This is a genomic window from Enterobacter cloacae complex sp. P6RS (assembly GCF_014982245.1).
Classification (GTDB): Bacteria; Pseudomonadota; Gammaproteobacteria; order Enterobacterales; family Enterobacteriaceae; genus Enterobacter; species Enterobacter bugandensis.
The window spans coordinates 23,180-44,017 of sequence record NZ_JADCLB010000025.1 but is presented as its reverse complement, the minus strand read 5'-3'; the positions used below and the strand labels follow the sequence as shown (position 1 = coordinate 44,017).

21 protein-coding genes are annotated in these 20,838 nt (G+C 54.1%); 8 read left to right on the top strand and 13 right to left on the bottom strand.

Going from position 1 to position 20,838, the window contains the following annotated elements:
- Window positions 1-30: 30 nt before the first annotated feature.
- Both nagK and cobB read left to right on the top strand, forming a co-directional pair.
- Window positions 31-942: an N-acetylglucosamine kinase gene (gene nagK, locus INF73_RS18475; protein WP_193540673.1), complete on the top strand. Its 912-nt coding sequence runs from the start codon at window positions 31-33 to the stop codon at window positions 940-942.
- 14 nt (window positions 943-956) lie between these two features.
- Window positions 957-1,778: a Sir2 family NAD+-dependent deacetylase gene (gene cobB, locus INF73_RS18470; protein WP_193540675.1), complete on the top strand. Its 822-nt coding sequence runs from the start codon at window positions 957-959 to the stop codon at window positions 1,776-1,778.
- A gap of 39 nt (window positions 1,779-1,817) precedes the next feature.
- On the opposite strand, the gene potD is transcribed toward cobB, so the two are convergent.
- Genes potD through potA form a run of 4 tightly spaced genes read right to left on the bottom strand, consistent with a single transcriptional unit; the run spans window position 1,818 to window position 5,626 of the window.
- Window positions 1,818-2,852: a spermidine/putrescine ABC transporter substrate-binding protein PotD gene (gene potD, locus INF73_RS18465; RefSeq protein WP_028012743.1), complete on the bottom strand. Its 1,035-nt coding sequence runs from the start codon at window positions 2,850-2,852 to the stop codon at window positions 1,818-1,820.
- Window positions 2,849-3,640 (bottom strand): spermidine/putrescine ABC transporter permease PotC, encoded by a 792-nt coding sequence (gene potC, locus INF73_RS18460; protein ID WP_028012744.1) that lies wholly within the window; start codon window positions 3,638-3,640, stop codon window positions 2,849-2,851. The genes potD and potC overlap by 4 nt, the downstream gene beginning before the upstream one ends.
- Window positions 3,637-4,494, bottom strand: coding sequence for a spermidine/putrescine ABC transporter permease PotB (gene potB, locus INF73_RS18455; RefSeq protein WP_041910497.1), 858 nt, complete (start codon window positions 4,492-4,494; stop codon window positions 3,637-3,639). Before potB ends, potC begins: the two co-directional genes overlap by 4 nt.
- A complete protein-coding gene (gene potA / locus INF73_RS18450) occupies window positions 4,478-5,626 on the bottom strand; it encodes a spermidine/putrescine ABC transporter ATP-binding protein PotA (RefSeq protein WP_193540727.1) in 1,149 nt (382 codons plus the stop codon). Before potA ends, potB begins: the two co-directional genes overlap by 17 nt.
- A 237-nt stretch (window positions 5,627-5,863) precedes the next feature.
- On the opposite strand from potA, the gene pepT reads away from it, so the two are divergent.
- Window positions 5,864-7,087, top strand: a complete 1,224-nt coding sequence (pepT, locus tag INF73_RS18445; protein ID WP_032644861.1) for a peptidase T — start codon at window positions 5,864-5,866, stop codon at window positions 7,085-7,087.
- Between the two features lie 42 nt (window positions 7,088-7,129).
- On the opposite strand, the gene INF73_RS18440 is transcribed toward pepT, so the two are convergent.
- From INF73_RS18440 to rluE, 8 genes are all read right to left on the bottom strand, one after another.
- A complete protein-coding gene (locus INF73_RS18440) occupies window positions 7,130-8,251 on the bottom strand; it encodes a cupin domain-containing protein (protein ID WP_047364295.1) in 1,122 nt (373 codons plus the stop codon).
- Window positions 8,252-8,341: 90 nt separating this feature from the next.
- Window positions 8,342-9,805 carry a two-component system sensor histidine kinase PhoQ gene (gene phoQ / locus INF73_RS18435; RefSeq protein WP_045630113.1) on the bottom strand — a complete coding sequence of 488 codons (1,464 nt, stop codon included), beginning with the start codon at window positions 9,803-9,805 and terminating at the stop codon, window positions 8,342-8,344.
- Window positions 9,806-10,477 carry a two-component system response regulator PhoP gene (gene phoP, locus INF73_RS18430; RefSeq protein WP_025911763.1) on the bottom strand — a complete coding sequence of 224 codons (672 nt, stop codon included), beginning with the start codon at window positions 10,475-10,477 and terminating at the stop codon, window positions 9,806-9,808.
- A gap of 125 nt (window positions 10,478-10,602) precedes the next feature.
- Window positions 10,603-11,973, bottom strand: coding sequence for an adenylosuccinate lyase (purB, locus tag INF73_RS18425; protein ID WP_193031009.1), 1,371 nt, complete (start codon window positions 11,971-11,973; stop codon window positions 10,603-10,605).
- A 19-nt stretch (window positions 11,974-11,992) separates the two neighbouring features.
- The gene (gene hflD, locus INF73_RS18420; RefSeq protein ID WP_063437664.1) at window positions 11,993-12,622 is read right to left on the bottom strand and encodes a high frequency lysogenization protein HflD; all 630 of its coding nucleotides are present in this window, start codon (window positions 12,620-12,622) and stop codon (window positions 11,993-11,995) included.
- A 26-nt stretch (window positions 12,623-12,648) separates the two neighbouring features.
- Complete coding sequence (mnmA, locus tag INF73_RS18415) at window positions 12,649-13,761, bottom strand: tRNA 2-thiouridine(34) synthase MnmA (RefSeq protein ID WP_028012751.1); 1,113 nt, start codon at window positions 13,759-13,761, stop codon at window positions 12,649-12,651.
- Window positions 13,762-13,801: 40 nt separating this feature from the next.
- On the bottom strand, window positions 13,802-14,275 hold the full coding sequence (locus tag INF73_RS18410; protein WP_028012752.1) for an NUDIX hydrolase: 474 nt from the start codon (window positions 14,273-14,275) through the stop codon (window positions 13,802-13,804).
- Window positions 14,276-14,284: 9 nt separating this feature from the next.
- A complete protein-coding gene (rluE, locus tag INF73_RS18405) occupies window positions 14,285-14,938 on the bottom strand; it encodes a 23S rRNA pseudouridine(2457) synthase RluE (RefSeq protein ID WP_045261618.1) in 654 nt (217 codons plus the stop codon).
- A gap of 117 nt (window positions 14,939-15,055) precedes the next feature.
- Here rluE and icd point away from each other — a divergent pair, with 117 nt between their 5' ends.
- The 3 genes from icd to INF73_RS18390 all read left to right on the top strand — a co-directional run bounded on the left by icd (window position 15,056) and on the right by INF73_RS18390 (window position 17,046).
- Complete coding sequence (gene icd / locus INF73_RS18400; protein ID WP_193359526.1) at window positions 15,056-16,306, top strand: NADP-dependent isocitrate dehydrogenase; 1,251 nt, start codon at window positions 15,056-15,058, stop codon at window positions 16,304-16,306.
- Window positions 16,307-16,383: 77 nt separating this feature from the next.
- Window positions 16,384-16,731: a DUF1304 domain-containing protein gene (locus tag INF73_RS18395; protein WP_028012754.1), complete on the top strand. Its 348-nt coding sequence runs from the start codon at window positions 16,384-16,386 to the stop codon at window positions 16,729-16,731.
- Window positions 16,732-16,800: 69 nt separating this feature from the next.
- Window positions 16,801-17,046 carry a DUF2543 family protein gene (locus INF73_RS18390; RefSeq protein WP_028012755.1) on the top strand — a complete coding sequence of 82 codons (246 nt, stop codon included), beginning with the start codon at window positions 16,801-16,803 and terminating at the stop codon, window positions 17,044-17,046.
- Window position 17,047: 1 nt separating this feature from the next.
- On the opposite strand, the gene INF73_RS18385 is transcribed toward INF73_RS18390, so the two are convergent.
- Window positions 17,048-18,547: an EAL domain-containing protein gene (locus tag INF73_RS18385; protein WP_193540677.1), complete on the bottom strand. Its 1,500-nt coding sequence runs from the start codon at window positions 18,545-18,547 to the stop codon at window positions 17,048-17,050.
- 172 nt (window positions 18,548-18,719) lie between these two features.
- Here INF73_RS18385 and INF73_RS18380 point away from each other — a divergent pair, with 172 nt between their 5' ends.
- The gene (locus INF73_RS18380; protein ID WP_333034292.1) at window positions 18,720-20,204 is read left to right on the top strand and encodes a sensor domain-containing diguanylate cyclase; all 1,485 of its coding nucleotides are present in this window, start codon (window positions 18,720-18,722) and stop codon (window positions 20,202-20,204) included.
- A gap of 278 nt (window positions 20,205-20,482) precedes the next feature.
- On the top strand, window positions 20,483-20,731 hold the full coding sequence (locus INF73_RS18375) for a GlsB/YeaQ/YmgE family stress response membrane protein (RefSeq protein WP_028012758.1): 249 nt from the start codon (window positions 20,483-20,485) through the stop codon (window positions 20,729-20,731).
- Window positions 20,732-20,838: the final 107 nt, after the last annotated feature.

The following is a 20,838-nucleotide window of genomic DNA, read 5'->3' as shown; positions in this document are numbered from 1 at the left end:
AGGCCGCTATGTCAGAAAGAGGAATGCGTTATGTATTATGGATTTGATATTGGCGGCACCAAGATTGCGCTCGGCGTGTTTGATAAAGACCTCAAACTGCAGTGGGAAACCCGCGTTCCCACGCCGCGCGAAAGCTACGATGAATTTTTAACCGCCATTACTGCGCTGGTGGCGCAGGCGGATGAACGCTTTGGCGTGAAAGGCAGCGTCGGCATCGGTATTCCGGGGATGCCGGAAACCGATGATGGCACGCTGTATGCCGCCAACGTGCCTGCCGCCAGCGGTAAACCGCTCCGCGCCGACCTCTCGGCCCTCCTTGAACGCGACGTGCGTTTAGATAACGATGCCAACTGCTTTGCCCTCTCTGAAGCCTGGGACGATGAATTCCGTCGCTATCCGCTGGTGATGGGGCTGATCCTCGGTACCGGCGTAGGCGGGGGGATTGTCATCAACGGCAAGCCGATTACCGGGCGCAGCTACATCACCGGGGAGTTTGGTCATATCCGTCTCCCGGTGGATGCGCTGGAGGTGGTGGGGCGTGACTTCCCGCTGACCCGCTGCGGCTGCGGCCAGCACGGCTGTATCGAGAACTATCTCTCAGGACGCGGGTTTGCATGGCTTTACGAACACTTCTATCATCAGAAACTTGAGGCCCCTCAAATCATTACCCTGTGGGAGCAGGGGGATGCGCAGGCGCATGAGCACGTCGAGCGCTATCTGGATCTGCTGGCGGTGTGTCTGGGAAATATTCTCACCATCGTCGACCCGGATCTGCTGGTGATCGGGGGAGGGCTGTCAAACTTTACTGCGATTACGGAACGGTTGTCCGGGCGTCTGCCCCGACATTTATTGCCGGTCGCCCGCGTGCCGCGCATTGAACGCGCGCGACACGGGGACGCGGGAGGCATGCGCGGAGCCGCATTCCTTCATCTCACCGATTAGTTTACGAGGTCTTTATGCTGTCGCGTCGCCAGGGTCGACTCAGCCGTTTTCGCAAAAACAAACGCCGCTTACGAGAGCGCTTGCGCCAGCGGATCTTTTTCAGAGACAGAATCATGCCAGAAGCGATGGATAAACCCAGAGTGGTGGTACTGACCGGGGCGGGGATCTCCGCCGAGTCAGGAATTCAAACCTTCCGTGCGGCAGACGGGCTGTGGGAAGAGCACCGCGTCGAGGACGTGGCGACGCCGGAAGGCTTTGCCCGCGATCCGGATCTCGTGCAGGCGTTTTACAACGCTCGCCGTCGGCAGCTTCAGCAGCCTGAGATTGCGCCGAACGCGGCGCATCTGGCGCTGGCGAAGCTGGAAGAGGCGCTCGGGGACCGCTTTCTGCTGGTGACGCAGAATATCGACAACCTGCACGAGCGGGCCGGTAACAAGAACATCATCCACATGCACGGTGAGCTGCTCAAGATTCGCTGCGCCTGGAGCGGCCAGGTGCTGGACTGGAAAGAGGACGTGCTGCCAGAGGACAAGTGCCACTGCTGCCAGTTCCCGTCGCGCCTGCGTCCGCACGTGGTCTGGTTTGGCGAAATGCCGCTGGGGATGGATGAGATCTACAGCGCGCTGGCGATGGCTGACGTGTTTATCGCTATTGGCACATCAGGGCACGTTTACCCGGCGGCGGGGTTTGTTCACGAAGCGCGACTGCACGGGGCGCATACGGTGGAGCTCAATCTGGAGCCGAGCCAGGTGGGCAGCGAGTTTGAAGAGAAGCAATATGGCCTGGCGAGCGAGGTGGTGCCAGCGTTTGTAGATAAGCTTCTGAAGGGGCTGTAAGAGTAACGGGCGACGTTGCGTCGCCCGTTATGTATTGGATTAACGACCTGCTTTTAACTTCTGATAATACTCTTCGTAAAGGCGGCTCGCGTCGCCTACATCGTTCTGCCATTCTCCTTTGCTGATGGTTTCGGCATCCGGATAGAGTGACTTATCGTTAGCCACGTCAGGCTTCAGCAGCTTGCGGGCGGCCAGGTTTGGCGTCGGGTAGCCAATCGTCTCGGCTACCTGTTTCGCCACGTCCGGACGCAGCAGGAAATTAATCAGCTTCAGCGCACCGTCCACGTTCTTCGCGTTGGCCGGGATCGCGAGGCTATCCATCCAGAAGATCCCGCCTTCCTTCGGCCAGACCACCTCCAGCGGCGTCCCGGCCTGGCGGGCAACATACGCAGAGCCGTTCCACACCATCCCCAGGTTTACTTCGCCTTCCATATACGGGTTTGCCGGGTTATCAGAGTTGAATGCCGCCACGTTAGGCATCAGCTTTTTCAGCTCGTTGTAAGCCGCGTCGATCTCTTTCGGATCGGTGGTGTTACCGGAATAGCCAAGCTTACGCAGCGCGATCTGGAACACTTCACGCGCGTCGTCGGTTAACAGCAGGCTGCCTTTGTATTCCGGTTTCCACAGATCCGCCCAGCCGGTGACCGTTTTCGGATCGATGGCCTCGCTGTTCACGCCAATCGCCGTCGCGCCCCAGATGTACGGAATGGAGTAGTCGTTATTCGGGTCGAACGGCTTGTTGAGCATCTCAGGATCGAGGTTTGAAAAATTAGTTAGCTTCGTTTTGTCGATCTTCTGGATCATGCCCTCTTTGCGCATTTTGTCGACAAAGTAGGTGGAAGGAACGACCAGATCGTAGGCGCCGTCCTTGTAGGTTTTGAGCTTGGCGTACATGGTTTCATTTGACTCGTAGGTCGAGTAGATCACCTTGATGCCCGTCTCCTTTGTGAACTGCTCCAGCAGGCCCGGCGGCACGTATTCCGTCCAGTTGTAGAAGTAGAGCGTTTTGCTGTCATCAGCGTGCGCGGCACCCATGCCAAGCACCAGCGCCGCAGCGGCGAGCATTTTTTTCATTTCATTGTCCCCTGAGATTTTGTTTTATCACGAGCAAGAACCTGGCTGGCGATCACCAGAACCAGCGAAAACAGCAGCAGTATGGTCGCCAGCGCGTTCACCTCCGGTGAGACGCCAACTTTTACCATCGAATAGATCTTCAACGGCAGAATTTCGTAGCTCGGCCCGGTCACGAAGGAGGAAACCACGACGTCATCCATCGACAGGGTAAAGCTGAGCAGCCATCCGGCGGCGACGGCAGGCATCGCCAGCGGCAGGATGATTTTGCGCAGGATGATCGTCTCGCTGGCACCCAGATCTTTCGCCGCTTCCAGCATGCGCACGTCGAACCCTTTCAGACGCGCGTAGACGGTGACCACAACAAACGGCAGGCAGAAGGTGATATGGGAAAACAGCAGTGACCAGAAACCAAGCTGTACGCCCAGCAGCATAAACAGCACCAGCAGCGAAATCGCCATCACGATGTCCGGCGACATCATCACTACAAACAGCATGCCGCTGACGAACGGCTTGCCGCGAAAACGGTAGCGATACAGCGCCACGGCGGTCAGCGAGCCAATCAGCGTGGCGAAGGTGGCGGAAACGATCGCCATCGTCAGCGAGTGCTGTGCGGCCTGCAGCAGGCTGTCATTGTTCATCAGCAGGCTGTACCAGTTGGTGGTAAACCCCTGCCAGTTGATCCCGAACCGCGAGCTGTTAAACGAGTTCACGATCAAAATGATAATCGGGATATAAAGGTAAGCGTAAATGGCGGTCATAAAACCGCCGCGAAGCAGTCGACCGATCATTCGAGTTCCACCTTCTTGTTGAGCAGGCGAGAAGCGCGCCAGTAGACCAGCAGCATCAGCCCCATCACCACCGTGAGCGTAATGCTGGTCGCGGAGCCGAACGGCCAATCGCGGATGTTCAGGAACTGACTCTTGATCACGTTCCCAATCAGCAGGTTTTTCGCCCCGCCCATCAGGTCAGACACGTAGAACAGGCCCATCGCCGGGAGCATCACCAGCAGACAGCCCGCAATAATACCGGGCATGGTCAGCGGAATGATAATGCGGATAAAGGTCTGCAGCTTGCTGGCCCCCAGATCTTTTGCCGCTTCCAGCAGCGGTTTATCGAGCTTCTCAATGCTGGAGTAGAGCGGCATCACCATAAACGGCAGCAGGATATAGACCAGGCCAATGATTACCGCACCTGGGGTAAACATGATGCGCACTGGCGTATCAATCACGCCCAGCCACAGCAGAAACGCGTTGAGGTAGCCTTTGGTGCTGAGGAAGATTTTCAGCCCGTAGATGCGAATCAGCGAGTTGGTCCAGAACGGCACAATCAGTAGAAACAGCAGCAGCGGGCGCACCTTTTGCGGCAGTCCCGCCAGGAACCATGCGAAAGGGTACCCCAGCAGCAGGCAGGCCACGGTGGCAATCAGCGCCATATTGAGCGAGTGCAACAGCACGTCGAAATAGAGCGGATCGAGCAGGCGCGCGTAGTTGTCCAGCGTAAAGACCAGCGAAACGAAGTTTGCATCGTCGCGGGTCAGGAAGCTGGTGGCGATGATCATCAGGTTGGGTAAAAAGACAAATAACACAAGCCAACCGACGATAGTGGCAATGACCACCTTCTGGAACTTACTTGTGTTCTTCATCAGCCAGCACAACCTCCCAGCTTTCTACCCAGTTGATAACCATTTTCTGGTCAAGAGAGTGGTCAAAGTCAGGATCGTCTTCGTTAAAGAATTCGCTGACCATCACCATTTTGCCGTTCTCCAGTTCCACAACGGACTCGAGGGTCATCCCTTTATAGTTACGTTCGCGAACGTAACCGATCAGACCTTCGACGTCGGCCGTGTCGTGGATCTCATCAACGCGGAGATCTTCCGGGCGCAGCAGGACGTTGAGTTTTTGTCCTTTCTCGACGGCAAAGTTCACGGTGATAATGCAGTCGCGTCCCTCGACGTTCGCGCGAACGCGCTGTGCATCCAGGCGCTCAAGTACGGTGGCGTTGAAGATATTGATCTCGCCAATAAAGCTGGCGACAAACAGGTTTTTCGGCTCTTCGTATATTTCACGCGGCGTACCGTCCTGTTCAATCTTACCGTCACGCATTACCACGATACGGTCTGACATGGTCAGCGCCTCTTCCTGATCGTGGGTGACGAAGACAAAGGTGATACCGAGCTTGCGCTGTAGCGCTTTCAACTCGTTCTGCATCTGCTTGCGCAGCTTGTAATCCAGCGCGGAGAGGGATTCATCCAGCAGAAGCAGGCGCGGTTTATTGACGACCGCGCGGGCAATGGCCACGCGCTGCTGCTGACCGCCGGAGAGCTGGTGAGGCATTCGCTGGGCAAACGTCTCCAGCTGAACCATGCGCAGGGCTTCGGTGACGCGCGGTTCGATCTCATTAGCCGGGGTTTTTTGCATCCGCAGGCCAAACGCCACGTTCTCAAACACGGTCATGTGCGGGAACAGGGCGTAGCTCTGAAAAACGGTATTGACGTGGCGATCTTCGGCAGGAACCTGGGTTATGTCCTGGTTCTCAAGATGGATGCGGCCATTATCAACGCTTTCCAGCCCGGCGATAAGGCGCAGTACGGTGGTTTTGCCGCAGCCGGAAGGGCCAAGCAGCGTAAGAAACTCACCATCATTGATGGTCAGGTTGAGGTCGGAAATGACGTCTTTGCCATCAAAGCTTTTACGAATTCGTTCCAGTTGCACCAGCGGTGAACGAGAACGGGATTGTGTATTCAATTTTTGCGCTGTCCCATATAGACGCCTCAGGCAGCAGACTGAAGCGGGGTTTGTGTGTAACCACCTTGGTGACTCGTAATGAGGGCGGACATTCTACGGCAATCCCCCGTAATCGCCAATCCTTGTCACTGATTCATAAGCTACATTTATTAACGCATAAAGATATAAACGTAAAAAGTTCTCGTTTGCGGGATAAAAGTGACCTGACGCAATATTTGCGTTTTGATGCTTACTGATAATGTTGTCACAAAAAGTGAGGGTGACTGCATGGATAAATTACTTGAGCGTTTTTTACAGTATGTTTCGCTGGATACCCAATCTAAGCCGGGTGTCCGCCAGGTGCCAAGCACCGAAGGCCAGTGGAAGTTGTTAAACCTGCTTAAAGAGCAGCTTGAGGCCATGGGGCTGGTCAACGTCACGTTAAGCGAAAAAGGCACTGTGATGGGAACGCTGCCGGCGAATGTGCCGGGTGATATTCCGGCGATTGGCTTTATTTCTCATGTCGATACCTCACCTGATTTTAGCGGCAAACACGTGAACCCGCAGATCGTGGAAAACTACCGCGGCGGTGATATCGCGCTGGGGATTGGCGACGAAGTGCTCTCTCCGGTGATGTTCCCGGTGCTGCACCAGCTGCTCGGCCAGACGCTGATCACCACCGACGGTAAAACGCTGCTGGGGGCGGATGACAAGGCGGGCATCGCGGAAATCATGACGGCGCTGGCGGTGCTGAAAGGTAAAAACATCCCGCACGGGGACATCCGCGTTGCTTTTACCCCAGATGAAGAGGTGGGTAAGGGCGCGAAGCACTTCGATGTGGACGCTTTTAACGCGCAGTGGGCGTATACCGTCGACGGCGGTGGCGTGGGCGAGCTGGAGTATGAAAACTTCAACGCGGCGTCGGTGACCATAAAAATTGTCGGAAACAACGTTCACCCAGGGTCTGCCAAAGGGGTGATGGTGAACGCGCTGTCGCTGGCGTCGCGTATTCATGCGGAAGTCCCGGCGGAAGAGAGCCCTGAACAGACAGAGGGGTACGAGGGCTTTTATCACCTCACCAGCATCAAAGGCACCGTGGACAGCGCGCAGATGCACTACATCATCCGCGATTTTGACCGTAAAGCTTTTGAGGCGCGCAAGCGCAAAATGATGGAGATCGCCAAGAAGGTTGGGAAGGGATTGCATCCTGACTGCTATATTGAGCTGATCATTGAAGACAGCTATTACAATATGCGCGACAAGGTGATGGCCCATCCGCACATTCTGGATATCGCCCAGCAGGCGATGCGAGACTGCGATATTGAACCGGTCTTAAAACCGATTCGCGGCGGAACTGACGGTTCGCAGCTATCGTTTATGGGGCTACCGTGCCCGAACCTGTTTACCGGGGGCTATAACTACCACGGTAAGCATGAGTTTGTGACGCTGGAAGGGATGGAAAAGGCGGTGAAGGTGATTGTGCGCATAGCCGAGTTAACCGCTAAACGCTAAAAAAATGCCCGGTGGCGCAGCGCCACCGGGCATTGTCACAACTCAGTCCTCAAAGAACCAGTACCCGCTGTTGACCAGCGCGGCCAGCATCGCGAGGAAGGATGGGTCTTCCAGCGCGTCGCCAAAGGTTTCTGCAGTCAGTACCATATGGCTGGCAATGGCTTCCAGCGCCGGACGGTGCGGGGAGTCGAGCTTCTCACCGTTGACGAAGACCTCTTCACCAATGCGCAGCACGCGTAATCCGCCCAGACGAACCAGCTTGTCACCCTGCTGCAGCGCATCATAGATCTCATCTGCCTGATACGGCGGCTCCGGCGGTGCAACGTCCAGCTCGTGACGTGACTGGCTAATAAATTCGCCAAACCACTGCCTGAAATGTTCCGGCTCGTTGATCAGATCCAGCATCATGCCGCGCAGCTTATCCAGCTCTTCTGGCACGATGTCTGCCGGATGCTCGCGCGCAGGCACATCCGGATCGCTGTAGCGATAGCTTCCCAGCTCGCGCTGCAGGACATAGTCGGCAAAGCCGCTGATCATTTCGCGGCCGCTCGGCGCGCGGAACCCGACAGAGTAGTTCAGTGAGTTCTCCAGGGAGTAACCTTCGTGAGGGAATCCTGGCGGAATGTAGAGAATATCGCCTGGCTCCAGCTCTTCGTCGATAATGCCTTCGAACGGATCCACCTGAAGCAGATCCGGGTGCGGGCAGTGCTGCTTCATCGGCACTTTTTCGCCCACGCGCCAGCGGCGGCGGCCCGTGCCCTGAATGATAAACACGTCGTACTGGTCCAGATGCGGACCCACGCCGCCGCCAGGTACGGAGAAGGAGATCATCAGATCGTCCATTCGCCAGTCTGGCAGGGCGCGGAACGGGCGCATTAGCGCGGCAGTCGGCTCGTGCCAGTGGTTAACCGCCTGCACCAGCAGCGACCAGTTGCTTTCGCCGAGATGATCGTAGCTTTCGAAAGGACCGTGGCTGACCTGCCATTTCCCGTCCTGGTGGCTGACCAGACGGCTGTCGACTTCGTTTTCCATGGCCAGACCGGCCAGCTCGTCAGGTGAGATAGGGTCGACAAAGTTGCTGAACCCGCGTTTCAGAACCACCGGGCGCTTTTGCCAGTAACGTTCAATAAACTCGGGCCAGTTAAGTGTTAAGTGATAATCCATATTTTTTTATCCGCAGGCTCTTACTGACTCGGATTATAACGGAAGCTCAGCCCCCCGGCTGCGAGATCCTCGCATTTTTCACATAACGGGTTAACTATCATCCGATGTGGGCTGCTGACGACCAAAAATCACTTCCATTCTGGCCCCGCCGAGCAAGCTTTCGCTGGTTTCGATTTTTCCGTCATACTGGTCGACAATCTCGCGGGCGACGGCTAAACCCACGCCCTGACCGGGGCGCAGCGTATCCGCTCGCTGACCGCGATCGAACACCACATCACGTTTATTAAGCGGGATCCCGGGGCCATCATCCTCAACGATAATGTGTAACTCGTTATCCGTCTGGCGCGCCGATACTTCAACAAACTCCAGGCAGTATTTACAGGCGTTATCCAGCAGGTTCCCCATCACTTCCATAAAGTCATTTTTTTCGCCAACAAAGCTAATTTCAGGCGAAATATCGAGGCTGATGTTGACCCCTTTACGTTGATACACCTTGTTAAGTGCGGACGTGAGATTATCCAGCAGCGGGGCCACCGGGTGCAGTTCGCGGCTCAGGAGCGCGCTGCCGGAACGCATGCTGGCGCGGTGCAGATAGTAGCCAATTTGCTGCGAGATTCGGCTGATTTGTTCCAGCATCACCGGCTCGGCATCGTCGACGCTCAGCCTTGAGCTGCGCATGGAACGCAGGGTGCTTTGCATTACGGCCAGCGGCGTTTTCAGGCTGTGGGTGAGGTCGGTCAGGGTCGTACGGTACTTATCATAGCGTTCACGCTCGCTTTTCAGCAGGCGATTGAGGTTACGCACCAGACTGGTCAGCTCACGGGTGGTTTCCGGATTGAGCTTTTCACGATGATGTTCCTCAAGCTCGCGCACCTCTCGCGCCAGGGACTCAATAGGGCGCAAGCTCCACCACGCCGCCACCCAAAGCAGCGGGATCACCAGCAGCAGGTTTGCGGCCAGAACATAAACGAACCAGCCCCAGACCTTATAGGAACGTTTTAGCTCAACCGGAATGGTGTCGATCACCACAATGGTTAACTGCGGCATGTTCATGGTCGCCGGGTAGATATTGATCGCCACCGAGTGCGTCATTTCCGTCTCGGCATCGTCAGCCCGGATTTCATTGAGCTTTTGCTGCATCGAGCGATCTTCGCGAATCAGCGTGCTGGTGGTATTGAGATCGGCTTCTATCTCATGAAACCCGTTGGTTTTGAGCCACTCCGGACGAATGCTTTTCGCCAGCCACGGAATATCGCGTTGCGCCCAAAGCAACTTTCCCTTTTCATTGTAAATCAGGGCTAAAGTAGGACTCTGTTGATCCAGGTTCTCTGGCATTTCAACGGTGATGTGGTTGTCTTCCCATGTGGCCAGGGTATAAAACAGATTACTTTCGCCGCGTAACAGTCGAAAGGTCGTTTTATCGAAGCTGACGCTGTAGCCCACCAGGGCGACCAGACCGTAGGAGAGCGATAGCACTAGCACCACCGCGGCCGTTGCCAGTAAAAAACGAACCCGCAGCGAGAGGGGCAGAATGTGGCGCAAAATCCGTCTCATTTAGCGTAATTCGAACAGGTAGCCCTGGCCGCGGACGGTCGTAATCACGTCCTGCGGATACTGCGCCTGAATTTTCTTACGCAAACGGCCCATCAGCACGTCTATGGTGTGACTCTCGCGCAGCTCAGCGTCAGGGTAGAGTTGGAGCATCAAGGAGTCTTTGCTCACTACTTTTCCGCTGTTACGGATCAGCGTTTCCATAATGGTGTATTCGAACGCGGTGAGCTTGATCACTTCATCGTTAATCGACAGCTCGCGACGGGAGAGATCCACCTGGAAAGGCGGAATGGAGATAACCTGTGAAGCCAGCCCGCTGTTGCGGCGTAACAGCGCCTGCATGCGCGCCGCCACTTCTTCAATGTGAAACGGTTTGGTGACGTAATCATCCGCACCGGCGCTGAGCACTTCAACTTTGTCCTGCCAGCCTTCGCGGGCGGTGAGAACCAGAACCGGCAGGGAAACGTCATGGCTGCGCCAGCGACGAATTAACGACAGGCCGTCTTCATCAGGCAGGCCTAAATCGACAATGGCGATGTCCGGCAGGTGTTCATTGAGATAATAATCGGCTTCTTTTGCATCTTCAGCATCATCCACCTGATGTCCCATCTCCTGAAGCTGAACCTTCAGGTGGTGGCGTAGCAATGCGTTATCCTCAACAACCAGTACGCGCATCATCTTTTCTCCCAGAATAAATAGTATGAATAGTTTAACGCTGATTATGTTGCTGTGGGGATAAACATTCAGTAAACCGGGGAAAAGCAACCCCCTTTCCGGGCGGAAAGGGGGGGGAAGGAACGTTACTTCAGCTCATCAACCATGGTGATGGCGCGGCCAATGTAATTGGCCGGAGTCATGGCCTTCAGGCGGGTTTTCTCTTCTTCCGGCAGTGCCAGACCGTCGATAAACTGTTTCATGCCTTCGGCATCGACGCGTTTACCGCGTGTCAGCTCTTTCAGCTTCTCGTACGGTTTTTCGATACCGTAGCGGCGCATCACGGTCTGAATCGGCTCTGCCAATACTTCCCAGTTGTGATCCAGCTCGTCCAGAAGACGGTCACGGTTCACTTCGAGCTTGCTCACGCCCTTCAGGGTGGACTGATACGCGATCAGCGCGTAGCCAATTCCCACGCCCAGGTTACGCAGCACGGTGGAGTCGGTCAGGTCGCGCTGCCAGCGGGAAACCGGCAGCTTGCTCGCCATATGCTGCAGCACGGCATTCGCCAGGCCCAGGTTGCCTTCGGAGTTTTCGAAGTCGATTGGGTTCACTTTGTGCGGCATGGTGGAGGAGCCAATTTCTCCGGCGATGGTCTTCTGCTTGAAGTGGTTCAGCGCGATGTAGCCCCACACGTCGCGATCGAAGTCGATCAGGATGGTGTTGAAGCGCGCGATGCAGTCAAACAGCTCTGCAATGTAGTCGTGCGGCTCAATCTGGGTGGTGTACGGGTTCCACTGGATCCCCAGAGAGGTCACGAACTCTTCGCTGAACTGATGCCAGTCCACTTCCGGGTACGCGGCAATGTGGGCATTGTAGTTACCGACCGCGCCGTTGATTTTACCCAGAATTTCAACCTGCTCCAGCTGACGATACTGGCGCTCCATACGGTACGCCACGTTCGCCATCTCTTTACCCATCGTGGATGGGGTGGCTGGCTGGCCGTGAGTACGGGAAAGCAGCGGAATGTCGCGGTATTCCACGGACAGCGCTTTCACCGCGTCGATGATTTTACGCCAGTAAGGCAGCACCACTTCTCTACGCGCGGTGGAGAGCATCAGCGCGTGAGACAGGTTGTTGATATCTTCGGACGTACAGGCGAAGTGAATGAACTCGGATACCGCATGCAGGGCCGGGACGCTTTCCACTTTCTCTTTCAGGAAGTACTCAACCGCTTTCACGTCGTGGTTGGTGGTGCGTTCAATGGTCTTAATGCGCGCGGCATCTTCTTCGCTAAACTCAGCAACGATTTTATCAAGGTAATCGTTTGCCTTTTCGTCAAAAGCAGGAACTTCCTTGATTGCTGCCTGGGCGGCCAGCTTCTGCAGCCAGCGTACTTCAACCTGAACACGGAACTTCAGCAAACCATATTCGCTGAAGATCCCGCGCAGCGCGCTGACTTTATCGCCGTAGCGTCCATCGACAGGGGATACGGCGGTCAGTGAGGATAATTCCATAATTCGCAACTCCGGGAGGTTAACAATGAGCAAGAATTTGTTTTGCCTGAGTAGTCAGGCGATTACGAGAAAGCATTAACTGCAGGCGGCCACCGCCAACCTGATGCCACAGCACGGCAGCGCGGATCCCAGCCAGCAGGGAAGCGCGGACCTTCGCCTGCACCTGCGGGCTTTGCAGTACGGCAGGGGAGCCGGTGACCTGAATGCGCGGGCCCAGCGGGCTGATGACGTCAACGTAAATGCCCGCCATGGCGCTCAGCAGCGTTTCAGACTGCAGGTCAAAATGGTCGAGCTGACGCTGTAGCCCGGCGATGCGATCGCCCAGGGTATTGAGCGCGCCTTTCGCCGCGCTCAGCTTACGCTCAAGCACCATCAGGCTTAAGGTGTAGCGGGTCAGTTCAGCGTTTAACCCCTGACGGCTACTGGCGTTAAGCACGCCAAGCAGGGTTTCAAGACCGAGACGAAGATTGGTTTCGCTGCCGCCGAACACGCCCAGGGTTGAACCGGGGTTGAGGTCGATAACGCTGTTGAGCGAAACGTGCAGGGCATCAGCGTCACAGTGACCCTGATGCGCCAGCTGTTGCACCAGACGAGCAGACTGGCAAATTCCTGCCAGCGCAAGGGTGATGTCATAATAATTCTTCGCCACACGGTCTCCTTTATGTGTGCAATCGGTTAAACAGCGGGCAGCGGCAGGCGCTGTTCAATGATCCCGCCGCCCAGGCAGATTTCGCCGCTGTAGAAGACAGCAGACTGGCCCGGGGTAACGGCGGCGACCGGCTCGTCGAAACGGACGTCAATACGGTCGTCATCAAGCGCGGTGATGGTGCAAGGAATATCGGTCTGGCGGTAACGCGTTTTCACCGTGCAGCGCAGCGTGCCTTTCAGGGGCTCGCGATCGACCCAGTGCAACTGCTGTGCGATAAGGCCAACGGACATCAGACGCGGGTGGTCGTGACCCTGAGCCACCACCAGAATATTGTTTTCGACGTCTTTGTCGACCACGTACCACGGATCTTCGCTGCCTTCTTTCGTCCCACCAATACCCAGGCCTTTACGCTGGCCTAAGGTGTGGTACATCAGCCCCTGATGCTGACCAATCTCGTCGCCATCAACGGTGACAATTTTACCTGGCTGTGCAGGCAGGTAGCGGCCCAGGAAATCACGGAATTTGCGCTCGCCGATAAAGCAGATACCGGTGGAGTCTTTTTTCTTCGCGGTAATCAGGTCCAGCTCTTCGGCAATTTTACGCACTTCCGGCTTTTCCAGTTCGCCGACCGGGAACAGGCTTTGCGCAATCTGTTCGTGGCTCAGCGTATAAAGGAAGTAGCTCTGGTCTTTATTGCCGTCGAGGCCGCGCAGCAACTGGCTTTTGCCATTCACGTCCGCACGACGCACGTAGTGACCGGTCGCAATGTAGTCAGCGCCCAGATCTTCCGCGGCGAATTCCAGGAAGGCTTTAAATTTGATCTCTTTGTTGCACAGAATATCCGGGTTCGGGGTACGGCCCGCTTTGTACTCTTCCAGGAACAGTTCAAAGACGTTGTCCCAGTACTCTGCGGCAAAGTTAACGGTGTGCAGTTCAATGCCGAGCTTGTCGCATACGGCCTGCGCGTCGGCGAGATCCGCTGCGGCAGTGCAGTATTCCTCGCCATCGTCTTCCTCCCAGTTCTTCATGAACAGGCCCTCCACCTTATAGCCCTGTTGCTGCAACAGGTAGGCGGAAACGGAGGAATCGACACCGCCGGACATGCCGACGATCACTTTTTTCTGGCTGTTATCTGACATGGAATACTCACGACATTGAACTTCAAGGCGGCGTATTCTATCACGCCCCCCCACCGTTGACACCCTCTGTAAACGGCCAGTTAAATTCTCCGATGACCCCCAGCGGCAGGCGTGCGCCTGACTGCCAGCAGCGGATGCTTTCCGCAACCAGCGGCGAGCGCAGGTTTGGCGCGTTCAGGATCTCCTCGGCGGTGACCCACAGGCAGCGATCGATATCGTCATCATGCGGTTCTGTGGCGCACGTTTCGCTAAGCTCAACGGCGAATAAAAAGCGCAGGAATGGGGTGCTGTCGGGCGCAATCCACTGGTGCATGCGAATGAAGTGCTGGGGCTCAGCGCGAATGCCGGTCTCTTCCCAGAGCTCGCGCTTCGCGGCCTGCAGCAACGTTTCATTGGCTTCAAGATGCCCGGCAGGCTGATTCCACAGCGCCCTGCCGTTGATGCTCTCTTCCACAACGAGGAATTTTCCCTGCGCGTGCACCACGCAGGCGACCGTAACATGAGGTTTAAACATCATTTCTCCTTAAGGGGCAGCGTCGCGCCATTCGCCGTTTGCCAGCGTATCCAGCGTGTAGCTGCCCATGGCGTAGCGAATCAGACGTAGGGTAGGGAAGCCGACGTGCGCGGTCATTCGCCTCACCTGGCGGTTGCGGCCTTCATACAGGGTGATTTTGAGCCAGCTTGTCGGGATGGATTTGCGCTCGCGAATGGGCGGGTTACGCGGCCACAGCCACTCCGGCTCATTCACGCGTTCAATACCGGCGGGCAGGGTGGGACCGTCGTTCAGCGTCACCCCGCTGCGCAGTTTCGCCAGCGTCTCTTCGTCCGGCTCGCCTTCAACCTGCACAAAGTAAATTTTGCCGGTGCGTTTGCCCGGCTGCGTAAGCTTTGCCTGTAGGGCGCCGTCGTTGGTTAGGACCAAAAGTCCTTCGCTGTCCCGGTCCAGGCGACCAGCGGCGTAGACGCCCTGAACGGGGATGTAATCCTTCAGCGTGCTGCGTCCGGCCTCATCGGTAAACTGCGGCAAAACATCGTAGGGTTTATTGAACAGAATAACCCGCTTTGGCTGGGTTTCTTGCGGTCGTCTGGCGGCTTGTCGCGAGCTGAATCGCTCAACCCGGTGTTTTGTAAAAGAAGTTTTCTTCATGGTATTTTCAGGCGTTATCAATTGCCGCATTATAGCCTAATAACGAAGACCTTTCATGGCGCAGGACAATCAGGTACTATCGAAGGGCTCATTACAATTTATTAACATAAGATCAGTAACAACCAGAAGCGCTCGAAGGAGAGGTTAATGGAAAGCAAAGTAGTTGTTCCGGCGGAAGGTAAAAAGATCACCCTGCAAAACGGCAAGATTAACGTTCCTCACAATCCGATTATTCCGTTCATCGAAGGCGACGGTATCGGTGTAGACGTTACCCCGGCAATGCTGAAAGTGGTTGATGCCGCTGTTGAGAAAGCCTACAAAGGCGAGCGTAAAATTTCCTGGATGGAAATTTACACCGGTGAGAAATCGACGCAAGTTTATGGCCAGGACGTCTGGCTGCCAGCGGAAACGCTGGACCTGATCCGCGACTACCGCGTTGCTATTAAAGGCCCACTGACCACTCCGGTCGGCGGCGGCATCCGTTCCCTGAACGTGGCGCTGCGTCAGGAGCTGGACCTGTACGTGTGTCTGCGTCCGGTTCGTTACTATCAGGGCACCCCAAGCCCGGTTAAGCACCCTGAACTGACCGACATGGTTATCTTCCGCGAAAACTCAGAAGACATCTACGCGGGTATCGAGTGGAAAGCGGACTCTGCTGATGCAGAAAAAGTAATTAAATTCCTGCGCGAAGAGATGGGCGTGAAGAAAATTCGCTTCCCTGAGCACTGCGGTATCGGCATTAAGCCGTGCTCTGAAGAAGGGACCAAGCGCCTGGTGCGTGCGGCCATTGAATACGCGATCACCAACGACCGTGATTCTGTGACCCTGGTTCACAAGGGCAACATCATGAAGTTCACCGAAGGCGCGTTCAAAGACTGGGGCTATCAGCTGGCGACCGAAGAGTTCGGCGGTGAGCCGATCGACGGCGGCCCGTGGCAGAAGATCAAGAACCCGAACACCGGCAAAGAGATCATCATTAAAGATGTGATCGCCGATGCGTTCCTGCAGCAGATCCTGCTGCGTCCTGCTGAATACGACGTGATCGCCTGTATGAACCTGAACGGTGACTACATTTCTGACGCCCTGGCGGCACAGGTTGGCGGTATCGGTATCGCCCCTGGCGCGAACATCGGCGACGAGTGCGCCCTGTTCGAAGCAACCCACGGTACTGCACCAAAATACGCAGGCCAGGACAAAGTGAACCCAGGCTCTATCATCCTCTCCGCAGAGATGATGCTGCGCCATATGGAATGGTTCGAAGCCGCAGACCTGATCGTCAAAGGTATGGAAGGCGCGATCAACGCGAAAACCGTAACTTACGATTTCGAACGTCTGATGGAAGGCGCTAAGCTGCTGAAATGCTCAGAGTTTGGCGACGCGATTATCGCGAACATGTAATCCAGATTCTGGGTTAAACAAGAGCGGGGGCCTGAGGGTTCCCGTTTTTTTTGCTTCTGCCTGCGGGAAATAACACGATGCTCGCTACTGTTCTTATCGCTGTCGTTGCATTCATCCATATCTACATTCTTGTGCTGGAAATGTTCCTGTGGAACACCAGAACAGGGCACAAGGCCTTTAATCTGCGTCCCGATTTTGCGCGCGACACCCGCGTGCTGGCCGCGAATCAGGGGCTGTATAATGGTTTTCTGGCTGCGGGTCTGCTCTGGAGCCTCTGGCTTGGTGAGAAGGGTATATCTGTGGCCATCTTCTTCCTGACCTGCGTGTTGATTGCCGGACTCTTTGGCGCAGCGACCGCCAGCCGAAAGATACTGTACGTTCAGGCCATACCTGCTCTTGCAGCCCTGCTTGCCCTGCTTATCTGACGCAACGCGTTGGTTAACCGTACGTCGTCGGATATACTTGTGGCTTCACCCTCAGAGATTAACGCTGTTATGAATAACGAAATCCCACTGAAGTATTATGACATCGTCGAAGAGTACGCGACGGAAGCCACAAAGCCCGTGAGTGAGTCAGAGCAGGACTCGCTGGCGCATTATTTCCAGCTGCTTCTCACGCGTTTGTCGAATAATGAGGAGATCGATGAGGAAGCTCAGCAGGAGATGGCGCGTGAAGCCGGGGTTCGTGCCGAACGTATTGATGATATTGCGAACTTTCTCAATCAGTGGGGAAACGAGTAACCTACCGCGCGATCCCAGCGAGTCGCTTCGCAAGCTCGCTTCGGGTGACGGATTTTGAGAAATACCATCCCTGAATCAGCGCCTCGGGGTATCTTTCAGCAATAAAGCGATACTGTATTTCGCTCTCTACGCCTTCGAAAACAAGCGTTTTATTCAGTTTTGCGAGGGCGTCGCTAAAGATGACAAAAATGTTCTGCTTGTAATGTTCACTGATGCCATCGACCAGCGACTTGTCGATTTTGATCTCATCATATTCAAGCAGCGAAAGCCTTGCCAGGTTTGAGTTTTGCACCCCGAAGTCATCAATGGATATTCTCACGCCAAGGTTTTTTAAATCCTTGCAGAAATCTTCCAGAATATTCCCCGTTGAAATGGCTTTTTCAGAAAGCTCGATTTTGATCAGAGAGAGCGGAATATTATTAGCTAAACAGCTACGGCGCAAAATGCTGATAAACTGTCCGTCTTCAATTTCCGTTCGGCCAACATTGAGCGAAACAACCAGATGATATTTAATAATAAGTGGCGCGATATCCGAAAGGGATTTTTGGAGAATATTTATATAGTAATTTTTATACAGGCCAATTTTTTTGATTAATGGAATAAACAGTTCCGGGGAGACGTCACCGTATCTTGCGTCACGCCATCTCGACAAGACCTCCACGCCTACAATTTTTTTATCCTCAATCCGAACAATGGGCTGGTAATGAACGCCGATAGTATTAGTGATAACAGCTTTGACCAGCGTCCGCTCCAGGGAGAACCGGTCCTCGTTGAGTCGAAAGAAAAAGAGCGTTATCGCAATCCAGATAAAACATAAAATGACCGCGAGAACGATAAATACAACGGGAGATAACGAGGCCAGTCCCGCGTTGTGATGCTTCACAATGACGCACAAATCCCACGTGGTGCTGCACCGGGTGAGGGTCAGGGTAAACAAGGAGGAATTCAGTTCGCTCTGTTGGTTTAATTCAGGCGTAGCCGAAAAAAACGTTCTGCTTAAGTCCCTGGTGGTGGTGCTCAGAGAATAGCTCTCCGTAACCGGGGTGAATTTATCGTAAGCATAGCGGGAGGTGAAGATAATGTGATTATTATAGATGGCCGCATTGCCGGTAAAAAAATCTTTTCTCGAAAATTGCGCGAGGAGAAATCCTCTGGGCGTTTCATGGAGCTCTTCAGGAAGCGGGACAGGATTAACGAGTTTACCCCAAAAAGCGGTACAGACTATTTTTCCCTTTTCAATAAAACCGACGTCAGCGACATAGCGGCTTTCGAGCTTGACCTGCCGGTAGCGATCGAGGCTGTCTCTGTCGCATCCCTGTGTGGTCAGGTTTTTGAGCGTCTGCGCCATGCTCTGGGTCAGACTTTCTGAATGCTGTAAAAGGGTTCGGGAAATCTCAAGCTGTTTGCTTTTCTGCTGGCTCCCGATAACTCCATTAACCGCAAAAAGAGACAGGAAGACCAGAAACGCTGAAACGATAGTAACGGCAATGATCTTTTTCATTTTCCAGATACCCTGTCCGCTCCCTAATCTCTCAAATCTTATCACAGGCAGTGCAAGCTACAAGCCTGATAATAACGGCAGCCGTTATGCTTAAGTGCAATTTGTTTTCCTCTTAACCTGAGCTTTGTTACAGTGACAAGAGTTGTCAGCCAGGGATGCCAGGCGTGATAAGGTGGAAAAGCTCGTGCATGTGAAAAATACTTTTTACACAACAACCATTACCGTCATCATTGTCTCATTGATTGTTTCATTGTCGCTTGCCGTCCAGATTGCCACGTCCCGACAGCAGTCAATCCAGCAAATCAATACCAGCGTTGCCAACCTGAGCCATACCCTTAACGTCTACACGGAAGGGATCATTCGCCAAAGTGAAATGTTGATTACCACCGTTTCCGACACAATCGAAATTTATGGTATGACCCCGCAACAGGCGATCAATATTCAGCGAATGATAAGCAATCAGGATAATCTTCTTACTCAGATTAATAATGTGGTTGTCTATGATGCGCATGGGGATATCTTCACTGCATTGCACAAAAATTTTGCGGGCCCCCATAATGGCGCGGACAGGGCATTTTTTGTCTATCACAAGGAAAATAAAAGTCAGCAGATTTATATTGGTGAGCCGGTGATAAGCAGAACCAATGGTAAATGGGTTATTACTCTTAGCCGACGCCTTGAAACCCACACCGGTGCATTTAACGGTGTTGTGGTGGTGACGCTGGGTATCGAAAATTTTCTGACACTTTATGGACAGATTAATATTGGTCACGCGGGCGTTATTGGTTTAACGACGCAAGCAGGCGTTTTACTGATTCGTTATCCCTTTAAAAATAACTATATCGGTACGATTTTTTCTGACTCACCTCTCTTCAGAAAATACCTCAAGGTACAAAATACAGGGATAGCCAGCTCTGTCTCCAGGTTTGATAAAATCGAACGCATTTATGCCTATGAGAAAAACAGGCGCTACGGACTGGTTACGACGGTAGCGGTAAGCATTGATGAAGCCCTTTCACCGTGGCGCAAGCAGGCGATTCAGCTTGCCGCACTTATTTTGGTGTTTACCGCGACGCTCATCGTGGCGTCCTGTTTCCTCTATTCCGACTTATCCAGAAAAGCACGGGATAATAAAGCGCTAAAGATTATTGCCTCGGAGGATGCGCTGACAGGGCTTTATAACAGGCGCATCTTTGATGAAAAAATCCTCTCGGAAATTGCGGCGTGTGCGGCAAAGGACGCGCCGGTTTCGCTGCTCCTTGTGGATGTGGACTACTTCAAAAAGTACAACGATAACTACGGTCATCCGGAAGGGGACAGATGCCTGGCGTTGCTGGGAAACTGCCTCAGGGAAAGTCTCACCCGCGACAACCAGATTGTGGCGCGCTATGGCGGGGAGGAGTTTGCGCTGATTTTGCCTGAAACGGATATCCAGGAGGCGCTCCGCCTTGCGCAGACGATTATTCGCTATGTTTTCTCTCAGCAAATTGAACACGCGTTTAGCCCCTTCGGGCGGGTTACGGTAAGCGTAGGGGTCTCCAGTGCGCGTGCTGTCAACATCGCGGGTAGCCAGCAGAATATTATTAATGCTGCCGACCAGGCGCTCTATCAGGCAAAACGCGGCGGGCGCAACCGGCACGCTTTCGTTGGGGCTTGATCAAAAAAAAGCCCACTCATGAGTGGGCAAGAAATACTGGAAGCAATGTGAGCAATGTCGTACTGAATACCTGAGTGTTTATCTCAACTATTCAGTGTTGAGAAAGATAATCTTTCTCAACAAAAGATGCAACCCCACAGTTCTTGTGGAAGGGCATGTTGATGAAGAAATGCGCAGACTCTCTCTGTGAGGCTTATCACAAATTTCCTTTCTCAGATCCTGTGCTATTCTTTTTGTGTCGTTGATTTAATGACAAAAACCATACAGAGAGGAAAGTTATGGGAATTTTATCCTGGATTATCTTTGGGCTTATTGCGGGTATTCTGGCGAAGTGGATCATGCCGGGCAAAGATGGCGGTGGGTTTATCGTCACCATAATACTGGGTATTGTCGGCGCGGTAGTCGGCGGTTGGATCAGTACGCTGTTCGGTTTTGGTAAAGTCGATGGCTTTAACTTCGGCAGTTTCGCGGTCGCGGTGATCGGCGCGCTGGTTGTGCTGTTTATCTACAGAAAGATCAAAAGCTAATACTGAAGCGTTAAAAAGGCTGCCATATGGCGGCCTTTTTACGTAACGGGTTTACCACCAGCCAAACTGCGTGCCGGCAAACGCCACGACGGCAACGATCAACATAA